The 10,296-nt window shown below is 67.6% G+C and carries 8 protein-coding genes; 4 read left to right on the top strand and 4 right to left on the bottom strand.

Features of this window, described 5'->3' with window-relative positions:
- Nucleotides 1-19 precede the first annotated feature (19 nt).
- Nucleotides 20-1,024, bottom strand: a complete 1,005-nt coding sequence (locus DEJ09_RS00370; protein WP_111032895.1) for a sugar phosphate isomerase/epimerase — start codon at nt 1,022-1,024, stop codon at nt 20-22.
- Entirely contained in the window at nt 1,021-2,262 is a 1,242-nt protein-coding gene (locus DEJ09_RS00365) for a Gfo/Idh/MocA family protein (protein WP_111087290.1), read from the bottom strand. The genes DEJ09_RS00370 and DEJ09_RS00365 overlap by 4 nt, the downstream gene beginning before the upstream one ends.
- Before the next feature lie 116 nt (nt 2,263-2,378).
- Here DEJ09_RS00365 and DEJ09_RS00360 point away from each other — a divergent pair, with 116 nt between their 5' ends.
- Entirely contained in the window at nt 2,379-3,383 is a 1,005-nt protein-coding gene (locus DEJ09_RS00360) for a LacI family DNA-binding transcriptional regulator (RefSeq protein WP_111087289.1), read from the top strand.
- 78 nt (nt 3,384-3,461) lie between these two features.
- Here the strand turns inward: DEJ09_RS00360 and DEJ09_RS00355 are convergent, their stop codons facing one another.
- A complete protein-coding gene (locus tag DEJ09_RS00355) occupies nt 3,462-3,911 on the bottom strand; it encodes a MarR family winged helix-turn-helix transcriptional regulator (protein ID WP_071406491.1) in 450 nt (149 codons plus the stop codon).
- Between the two features lie 127 nt (nt 3,912-4,038).
- Here DEJ09_RS00355 and DEJ09_RS00350 point away from each other — a divergent pair, with 127 nt between their 5' ends.
- The 3 genes from DEJ09_RS00350 (at nt 4,039) to DEJ09_RS00340 (ending at nt 9,307) form a co-directional block, all read left to right on the top strand.
- Nucleotides 4,039-5,229 (top strand): MFS transporter, encoded by a 1,191-nt coding sequence (locus tag DEJ09_RS00350; RefSeq protein ID WP_111087288.1) that lies wholly within the window; start codon nt 4,039-4,041, stop codon nt 5,227-5,229.
- Nucleotides 5,230-5,638: 409 nt separating this feature from the next.
- On the top strand, nt 5,639-6,799 hold the full coding sequence (locus DEJ09_RS00345; RefSeq protein ID WP_181433213.1) for an ATP-binding protein: 1,161 nt from the start codon (nt 5,639-5,641) through the stop codon (nt 6,797-6,799).
- 27 nt (nt 6,800-6,826) lie between these two features.
- Nucleotides 6,827-9,307 carry a S8 family serine peptidase gene (locus DEJ09_RS00340; protein WP_146245639.1) on the top strand — a complete coding sequence of 827 codons (2,481 nt, stop codon included), beginning with the start codon at nt 6,827-6,829 and terminating at the stop codon, nt 9,305-9,307.
- A gap of 129 nt (nt 9,308-9,436) precedes the next feature.
- Here the strand turns inward: DEJ09_RS00340 and DEJ09_RS00335 are convergent, their stop codons facing one another.
- On the bottom strand, nt 9,437-9,682 hold the full coding sequence (locus DEJ09_RS00335) for a hypothetical protein (RefSeq protein ID WP_146245638.1): 246 nt from the start codon (nt 9,680-9,682) through the stop codon (nt 9,437-9,439).
- Nucleotides 9,683-10,296: the final 614 nt, after the last annotated feature.

The following is a 10,296-nucleotide window of genomic DNA, read 5'->3' as shown; positions in this document are numbered from 1 at the left end:
CGGGTCGGCTGACGGACCGTCAGGACCGGGGCGCCAGCGCCGCATCCGCGGCGCGCAGCACGCGTGCGGCGACCGCGACTCCTTCCTCGCGCCCGAGCTCGGTGTCCTCGTGCTCGATGTTCACCCACATGTCCGGGTCGATCGCACGCAGGGCCTCGAGGAACGTCGTCCAGTACGCCTCGTCGTGGCCCTTGCCGAGCGCGACGAAGTCCCACGCCGACGGCTTCGGCCACTCGTTCGCCCACTCGTCGCCGCCGAGGTTCGTGCGCGACTCGTCCGGCGACAACCGGCGGAACGAGTTGTCGAGCACCCCGTTGATCGCGGCGTGCGGGTTGATCCGGACGTCCTTCGCGGCGGCGTGGAACACGAGCGGACCGAGGTCGTGGGCGACTGCCACCGGGTCCATCTGCTGCCAGAACAGGTGCGAGGCGTCGAGCTCCACCCCGACGTTGGTCAGCCCGCCGCGCTCGACGAGCTCCCGGATCGACGCCGGGTTGAACACGAGGTTCTGCGGGTGCAGCTCGAGTGCGACCTTGACGCCGTGCTCCCGGGCCAGGGCGTCGATCTCCTGCCAGAACGGCACCGCGACGCTCCACTGGTGTTCGAGGACGTCGAGCGCAGCCGAGTTCCAGGCGTTCACGATCCAGTTCGGCCGCGTCCCGCCCGGCTCCCCCGCCGGCAGTCCGGACATCGTGACGACGCGGTCCTGCCCGAGGCGGGCCGCCAGGCGGATGCTGCGCCGGACGTCCTCGGCGTGCGCGGGACCGATCGCCGGGTCGGGGTGCAGCGGGTTGCCGTTGCAGTTGAGCCCGGCGATCTCGACGCCGGTCCCCGCGAACTGCGCGAGGAACGCGTCACGCGCCCCGTCGTCCTGCAGGATCGCGTCGATGTCGGGCACGTGCACCGGGGGCAGGAACCCGCCGGTGTTCAGCTCGATGCCGGTGAGGCCGTTGGCCGCGATGACCCGGAGTGCGTCGGCGAGGGGCCGGTCGTGCAGGATCGCGTTGTAGAGACCGAGCTTCATGCGCGGACACCACCCTCCGTGGTCGGGACGACGGCGTCGGCAACGTCGACGGACGTGCCCCCAGCTGCGGCGGACCGTGCCACCGCGTCGAGGACCTCCATGTTGTGCACGCCGTCGTCGAACGTGGCGTTCGCGGGCAGGGCGTCGGGCACGGCGCCGGACAGCCCGGCGATCTCGTCGAGGAACGCCCGCGCCTGGTACTCGAACATCTGGTTCTGCCCCCAGCCGACGCCCGGGGCGTCCATCGCCATACCGCCCGCGACGTACGGGTGGTCGGGGCCGAGCACGACCTGTCGGTACCCACCCAGACGCGAGCCGTCGGACCGCAGCGCGAGGCCGATCTCGGAGGCGCGCTCCTGGTCCCAGCGGGCGGCGCCGCGCTCGCAGAACACCTCGATGACGAGGCCGTTCGGGTGCCCGGCCGCGACGCGGGAGGCCTCGAGCGACCCGACGACCGTGCCGTCGCCGAAGCGTGCACTGAACGTGGCGTAGTCGTCGTTGCCGACGGCCGCGGTCTCTCCGGTGAGCGGGACGGCCTGCCCCCGCAGGGCGTGTCCGGCGGCCACGGGTCGCTCGGTGATCGACGTGGTGAACGTCCCACCGCTGACGCTCCGGACCGGGCCGGCCAGGAACTCGGCGACGTAGGACAGGTGCGAGCCGACGTCGGCGAGCGCGCCGGACCCCGGCGCCCCGGCGAAGCGCCACGAGAACGGGACGTCGGGCGAGGCGCCGTAGTCGGTCCAGTACCGGCCGGAGACGTGCAGGACCCGGCCGAGCGTGCCGTCCTCGACGAGCTCCCTGATGGCCGCGAGACCGGGAGCCCGGCGGTAGGTGAAGCCGATGCGGCCGAGCACCCCGCGCTGCTCGGCCTCGGCAGCGGCGGACGCCATCGCGCGTGCGTCGTCGAGCGAGTCGGACAGCGGCTTCTCGCACAGCACGTGCTTGCCGGCGGCGAGCAGGCCCTCGACGATCTCGCGGTGCAGGGTGTTCGCGACGACGACACTCACCACGTCGATGTCGTCCGCTGCCGCGATGGCCCGCCAGTCGGTGTCGTGCCGCTCGTAGCCGAAGCGCCGTGCGGCCTCGGCGGCGAGGGGCTCGTAGACGTCGCCGACCGAGACGAGCCGGACCGGCGGCAGCGTCGAGGTGAAGAGGGAGGGTGCGTTCCGCCACGCAGCCATGTGGGCCTTGCCCGCCATGCCCGCGCCGATGACGGCGACGCCGATGCTGTCGCTCATGTTCTCTCCTTCGAGAAGGTCGCTGGATCCTGATTCTGGAACGTTCCAGAACGTGTCGGTAGACTGTAGCCGCACCAGCCCATGTCCTGTCAAGCACCGTGCCGGAAAGGCTCAGCGTGACCCCTCGCCCGCCGACGATCATCGACGTCGCCGCACGCGCAGGCGTCTCGAAGTCCCTGGTGTCGATGGTGCTGCGCGACGATCCCGGGGTCTCCCCCGCCCGCCGCTCCGCGGTGCTCGCCGCCGTCGCGGAACTCGGCTACCGCCCGAACCGCGCCGCCGCCATCCTCGCCGGCACCCGGACCCGCACCATCGGGGTCATCGTCGACGACTTCCGGAACCCCTGGTACGTCCCGATGCTCGACGGCATCCGCGAGGCCCTCGCCCCGCACGGACTCCGCCTCACCCTCGCCGACACCCGCGCCAACGCCCACCTCGGCTCATCCCCGTTCGACGACCTGGTCTCCCTGCGGGTCGACGGCGTGGTGCTCGCCGCCGAGGGCTTCCCCGACGTCGTCGTCCCCGCCGACACCCCGGTCGTGGTCGCCGGCGCACGCGAGGACGTCCCCGGCGGACTCGACGTGGTCGCCTCCGACGAAGCCGCCGGCGGACGGTTGGCAGCGGATCACTTGATCAGCCTGGGTCACCGCCGCATCGCCCACGTCACCGGCTCGGGAGGCCCGGCTGCGCTCCGCCGCGACGCCACCGTCGCGCAGCTGGTCGCGTCCGGCATCGAGCCACTGGTCTACGGCTCCGGCCCGACCTCGGAGACGACCGGCTACGAGGGCATGCGGCTCGCCCTGCGGGAGCACCCCGACCTGACCGCGGTGTTCGCCGCGAACGACGTCATGGCGATGGGCGCGATCGCCGCCGTGCAGGAAGCCGGACTCCGCGTGCCGCAGGACGTCTCGGTGATCGGCAACGACGAGACCCCGCTCGCCGCCTCCCCCTTGCTGCGCCTGACGACGGTCGACCCGCACAACGACGAGGTCGGGCGCCTGGCGGCTGCGCGGTTGGTCGAGCGGATCGGCGCCGCAGCGGGGACGCCGACGGATCCCATCCGGACGCTCGTGCCGCCGACGCTGGTCGTGCGGTCGACGACGGGGCCGCCGCCCGCCTGAGCGGTGACCGCCACGGGGCCGACGCCGGCGGGGCGGAGGTGCGCCGGGCCTCCAGGCCGGGTGCGAGGTGACCCGAGGTCAGACGCGCGCACCCTCGAGCCGGTCGACGGACTCGGCCAGGTCGGCGAGTTCGGGGACCTCGTGCGCCTCGGCGAGGGCGCCCTCGAGCGCCTCGGCGTGGATCGGTGTCGCACGCTCGAGCAGGACCTGCCCGGCGTGCGTGAGCTCCGTGTAGAGCCCGCGACGATCGTCGGCGCACAGGACACGGGTCAGCAGGGCACGCTCCTCGAGCCGGTTCACCAGCCGGGTGGTCGCACTGGGGCTGAGGGCGGCCGCGCGGGCGAGCTGCTGCATGCGCATGTGGAAGCCGTCCTGGCGGCGCAGGGCATCGAGCACCGTGAACTCCACGACGGACAGGTCGACCTGCCGGAGGGCCCGCTCCAGGCGCGTCTCGATCAGGCCGTGCAGCGCCGCCAGGGTGCGCCAGCCGTGGGCACGGACGGCGGTGGAGGTGTCGTCGACGGACATCGGGGCTCCTTCGGTCATTGCGGACGACGACAGTTGCTTGCGCGGATACCCCGCGTATGCAACTATCGATATCCCGCGTCTGCAACAACCAGCGTACGCGGCACAGGTGCACAACGGAAGGACATCCATGCCCGCGGGACTCATCGCCCTCGCACTCGGCGGATTCGGCATCGGCCTGACCGAGTTCGTCATCACCGGCCTGCTGCCCGAGGTGGCGGCCGACTACGGCGTCACCGAGACCACCGCCGGCTGGCTCGTCACCGGGTACGCCCTGGCGGTCATCGTCGGGGCCCTCGGGCTCACCGCCGCGACCACCCGACCCCCCCGCAAGCCCGTCCTGCTCGGGCTGCTCGTGCTGTTCATCGTCGGCAACACCCTGTCCGCGATCGCCCCGACCTACGGCGTGATGATGACCGGCCGTGTCATCGCCGCCCTGTGCCACGGCGCGTTCTTCGGCATCGGCTCGGTCGTCGCCGCGAACATGGTCGAGCGGTCCAAGCGCGCCTCGGCCGTCGCGCTCATGTTCACCGGGCTCACCGCGTCGAACGTGCTCGGCGTGCCGTTCGGCACCTTCCTCGGCCAGGCCGCCGGCTGGCGTGCGACGTTCTGGGCGATCGCGGCCATCGGCGTCGTCGCCCTGATCGGCGTGCTCGTCCTCGTCCCCGCGGTCCGCTCCACCGAGGTTCCGTCCCTCGCCCGCGAGCTCGGCGCCTTCCGGTCCGGGCAGGTCTGGCTGTCACTCGGCATGACCGTGCTCGGCTACGGCGGGATGTTCGGCGCCTTCACCTACATCGCGTACACGCTGACCTCGGTGTCCGGGTTCCCGCCGTCGGCGGTGCCGTGGCTGCTCATCGTGTTCGGCATCGGGCTGTTCGTCGGCAACTTCGCCGGCGGCAAGCTCGCGGCCCGCTCGATCGACCGCACGCTGCTCGTGGTGCTCGTCGTGCTGACCGTGGTGCTCGCGGTGTTCGCCCTCGTCGCGACCTCGCCGGTGCTCACCGTGATCGCCCTCGTGTTGATGGGGGCGTTCGGGTTCGCGACCGTCCCGGCCCTGCAGACGCGGGTGATGCAGTACGCCGACCACGCACCGACCCTGGCGAGCGGGGCGAACATCGCCGCGTTCAACCTCGGCAACGCACTCGGCGCTTGGATCGGTGGCCTGACCATCGCCGCCGGCCTCGGGTACACGTCGCCGATCTGGGCGGGGTCGGGGATCACCCTGGCGGCCGTGGTGCTGACGCTCGTGGCCATGGGCGCGGTGCGTCGGGGGCGCTCGGGCGTACGGACCACGACGACGGGGAGCATCGTGACCGTCTGACGCGGGCGCTTCGGGCGCTAGGAACGACGAAAGCCCGGTCCGATCGGACCGGGCTTCATCGTCGTGCGGGTAGTTAACGAGTCTGCGGAGAGGCCGATGTTCTCGCCGATCCGGCGCATCGACTGAGCGGCGGTTGGCACAGCTGGTCCGTGATGTTTGGCACAACTCGGGACCTGATGGTGTTGCTCGTCGATGCATCACCCCCGGAGAGGCAGGCACGCGTTCGTACGTGTATGTCTTGTCGTTGGCGTGTCTCGAAACGCCGGAGGTCGTATGGTTGTGCGAGGTCGACTGGTGTCGCACCGTCGGCTTTGAATGGCGCGGTTGCGCGGATCCGATGCCGCCGGGACGATCATTCGTGTCACATCGTGTGTCTCCGATGTCACAGGAGTGCCGTACCTTTGTCGCTGTGGAGCACTTCGATGTCGTGCAGGCGTTGGCGCGGACAGCGCTCGGTGGAGGTCGGGCTGCGGTGACGCGTCAGATCGAGCGCCTGGAGACGGCGCTTGCTGCTGACGGCAGCGCGAAGGAGGCCCGTTCGCTTCGCGGGATCCTTGACCGTGCGTCGCGGGTCCAAGCGGTCGAACCGTTGGACTTGGTACCGAGCGCAGCGTCGACGGGTGCTCCTTTGCCGCGCTTGTCGGCGAAGTCGTCGCTCCCGGTCGACCGGGAGACCAGCGCCCCGCTGTGCGAGGTGGTGTTCCCGGACGCCGGTTCAGTGCAGCCGGTGCTGCCGGAGCGGGCTGAAGCTGCGTTCGAGAGCCTTGTTAGGGAGTGGAGCCACGAGGAAGCTCTGCGAAAGGCCGGCCTGTCTGTGAGCCGGTCACTGCTGCTCTACGGACCCCCGGGAACGGGTAAGACCACGCTCGCACTGAACCTCGCGTCGCGGATGGGCCGGCCTGCGGTGGTAGCGCGACTTGACGGGCTGATCTCGTCGTTCCTTGGTAACACGGCCCGTAACTTGGGAGCGCTGTTCGACTTCTGTAACCGGTATGACACCGTTCTCGTTCTCGACGAGTTCGATGCTGTTGCGAAGATCCGTGACGACCCAAATGAGGTCGGCGAGATCAAGCGCGTGGTCAACGCGTTGCTGCAGAACCTCGACAAGCGTGCCGATGTCGGGCTCACCATCGCGATCACGAATCATGATCAGCTGCTTGACGCCGCGATTTGGCGACGATTCGAGCATCAGATTCGGTTGGGTCTGCCGGATGCGGACGTTCGACGGCTGATTGCTGACGTCTACCTGAAGCACCTTGGGTCTCCAGCTTCCCTGGCAAAGGCCGTGGTCTGGGCAACGGAGGGTCGGTCGGGTGCGGATGTTCGGTCGCTGGCGCTCGCGTTGACGAAGGTTTGGGTTCTTTCGGGTCGGACTGTCTCGCAGGCAGGGCTGTTGCGGGCCGCTTCCTATAACGGCGCGCACCTCAGCGGTGATGCTGACCGTGCCCTGAGCGGCTCCGACGCAGATCTGGCGAAGGTGCTGGCGGATACGGCCGGGATGACGGGAGGCGAGATCGGTCAGCTTTTTGATCGCGATCGCCGAACCGTTGCGAGGTGGGTGCAAGGATAGGCATCACGCTTGGCGAAGGGGGAAGGCGTGGCAGATGCGCCGGTTCAGTTGGTACTCAATTCTGCGCAGTTCCGCGCGGACCGGGATGGTGTCGGAGGCGGAGAAGGCCACGATTTCTATGCCGGTCGTGACGCGGTCTTCGTGATGCATCGGGACAGCCTCGTAGCCGCGCTGACCGAGGTCCTGACATCGCACGCCGACGCACCGTTGATCCACGTGCGGGTGATGATGCGGGGCGACGCGTTGGCGAAGTCGCATAGGCCGTTCACGTCGCTGTTTCGGACGCGTCTAGCTACGCACGTTGGAACGCAGCGTTTTGGGGAGCTGATTTTTGCGACCTCCGCCGCGCTGCTCTCTGAAGTTCGGGATCTCGTTGCGTCGGCTGAGGAAACGGTCCAGACCGAATTAGGTCCGTCTGGGGAGGATCAGCCGGCGCCGACGACCGTGCGTTGCGAGGTTGGCGCGATTCAGTCCATCTCGGTGTGGTCAGCGGAGTTGGCTCGGCGGTTCACGTTGGACGATGCCGAAGAGTGGCTGGCGCAGGCGATATTGCCTGGGCTTCGCGTGTCGACCTTTGCGCTGCCCGAAGCTTCGTCGATCAACGAATCGCTCCAGGAGGCGCGTCGAGTCTCGATCGCGGCTCACACTGCTTTGGACGCTTTCGTGTCCGCTACTGACCTGGTGTCGTTCGCGACGCCATTCGATGCTCAGCCCGCGTTGCAGGCGCGCTTCATCCTCCCAGAGCTTGCCGGCGATGACGCGAGCGCGCTCCCACGAGCTGATCGCTTTCAGCCAGAGCAACGTGACGAGACACGCGACGCGATCGTCGCGCAGCTACGGCGGGTGATTGCTGCGTTGGAATCCAGCGCAGTTGTGCGCGAGATCTCGCTCGACGACGACCTGGACACACTCCCGCCGGAGGCGGAGGCGCTTGAGGAAGAGCAGCCGTCGGCGCCGCCGACCGGCGGACGACGCGGGGTGGTCGGCGTGATCGACGGAGGCGTTGCCGGGTTCGCAAAGGGGGCCGTTGTCGGCCAGAGCGGTGTGGTGGCAGACGAGGACAAAATTGGAAGCGAACTCTCGCATGGAAGCGGCATCGCGTTCCTGATCGCCTGGGGTCATTGGTTCAACGACTATCTCGCGGAGCACGACGCTTGCGACGTCTACGATCTTGACCTCTTCCCCGCGTGGCACCGGACACCTCTGTACTACTCGTCCTTGGAGGACCTCCTCGATCAGGTCAGAGCCTCGGTTCGGCAGGCCCGGGACGAAGCAGGCGTTCGCGTTTTCAACCTGTCCTATCGGTTCCGGACTCCGCAGGGAAGCCGCGGTTATAGCCACGCGGCTGAGGCCCTTGACCGCATCGCACTGGACGAGGACGTCCTGTTCGTTATCTCCGCGGGCAATCTCTCCGAGGAGGAGCAACGAGATCCTTGGCCTCGCCGGGGTGATGAAGTGCCGCTGTATATGGCTGGTGATCGTTCGGAGGGCGGTGTCCGCTCTCCTGCGGAGAGCTTGGCAAATCTTGCGATCGCGGCACTGAATCCGCCGGGTCTGTTCGAAGCTGTCGATGGCGCGCCCACGCAGTACACGCCCCGGGGCGCTCCAACCCCCTCCGCCAACAAACCTGACCTCGCGGAGGTCGGAGGAGCCGCCCCCTCGAAGCTCGAACCATCGGGCCTTTCAGTCCTCAACGCGACGGGCAACCGTGTCTCCGTACATGGAACAAGTTACGCAGCGCCGTTGGCAGCGAGGAAAGCCGCCGGCCTCGACGCGGCGATTCAGGGCCCTGTGAGTCGGGAGACGCTGATCGCGCTCATGACGCACTTCAGTACGTTGCCGTCAGTCTTCACAGCGCACGCTTGGAAGGACGCGAACCCTTACAGCCGGACACTTGTCGGATATGGCACGCCCGCGAACGTGGACCAAATGTTGGAGGGGGTAGCGTCCGAGATGACGTTCGTGATCCACGACACACTCCTCCCCGGTAAGCGCATCCACTTCCCCGTCACCTGGCCGGCGTCGCTGACGACGGCCGACGGAAAGAGCCGGGGGGAGATTCGTCTCACACTCGTGCATAGGCCGCTCCTCGATCCCCGCCACGGCGACGAGCGGGTTCGCGTCAATGTCGAAGCAGCGTTCCAACAGTCAAACGGCGACGGGTTCCGAGGGCAGCCAAAAGAGACGCATGTCCTCTTCACTGGCATTGAACACGCCAACGAGCGTAAGCGCGTTCAAGCGCTCGGGAAGTGGTGGCCTGTAAAGACGTATGCTACCGCGATGCCAAAAGGGCGCGGGTCGTCTCCAGACTGGCGCGTCGACATCGGCTACCAAATGCGCAACGCCACCGATCTCCCAGAGGAAGGCGTCCCATTCTCGCTCGTTCTTACGATCGCCGATCCCGCTGGCGGCGAGAACGTCTTCAATGAGATACGAGCTGGCCTCATCAGCTCCGGCGTCCAGCTTCAAGAGATTCGTACGGCAGTTCGAATCGAAGCCACCGCCTGAAATCCCCCTCGGGAAGTGAGCACTTGATTTCTGGGCGGTTGGAACGCAGCAGATTGAAGTCGGAGACGAAACCTTTGGCAGGCTTCACCATAGATTGACTGCCCAAGGCCCTGCTATTGGCAGGACAGTTCAAGTCCCCAAAGTAACGAGCGTGCTGAATGCTCCGTAGTAGGCAATGACCTTTCCTGTGCCGTCAAGGTCTTTCCAGCCTTGCGCTTGCTGGTCGTGTGCGGCAAGTCGGAGACCTCCACCGATGAATAAGATGAGCAGGTTGATGGCGCGGAAGGCCTCCAATGGCAAGATCCTGAACAGCGCCAAACTCAACAGCAAAATGATCACAACAGCACTGGCGATATACAACACTTTCGCGCGCACACTCGTGCGCTTGTTTCGCTGAAAATGTTCTCGACTCCAAGGGCCCTTTGGGGTGGGCGGAGGTTCGTCGGCGGGCTCGCGTTTGCAGGATTCAGACTCCGCCGAGGCTGCAGCGGGCTCCGACTCAGTTCGCAAAGTCGTCTGCGGCTGGTCCAAAGCTGGCGCGTCCGCTTCCTGTGGCGCTGGCCCACTTATCTCGGGCGCATCATGAACGGAACTGTCAGCGCGCGAACCGGGATCATCAGACGCGTGTGCCTCCGGGGGCGACCCGATTGGCTCACCAGAGGCGGCGTTTGAAAGCATGCTGCTGACCTTTCTTCGAAGCGGAGATGGGTCCACTGTGCCCTACTCGCAGGCACTGCCGAGCCGTGCCCCCACGCCAACATAGAGAGCGTTCTGCAAGTTTGTCGATCCCCCAGTAGACTCAGGCTGGCTGACGATCACTTTCGAGGTCGATGGCTTCGTATCCGACGCAGCCGCGTTCGCGTGCACACCTTCGCGCTTCAACTCGCCGGTAGTCTCACGGCTCATGACAAGGACGACAGCTTCCGTCGCCCCGAAGCCACTCTGGCCCAGTGGAATCACCGCAGGAGGCGTCGGACATGCGCACGCCC

Origin of the sequence: Curtobacterium sp. MCLR17_055, assembly GCF_003234305.1 — a bacterium.
In the GTDB taxonomy this organism is placed as follows: Bacteria; Actinomycetota; Actinomycetes; order Actinomycetales; family Microbacteriaceae; genus Curtobacterium; species Curtobacterium flaccumfaciens.
Note: the sequence above shows the minus strand (reverse complement) of the source record. Positions and strands in the feature narration are given on the sequence as shown.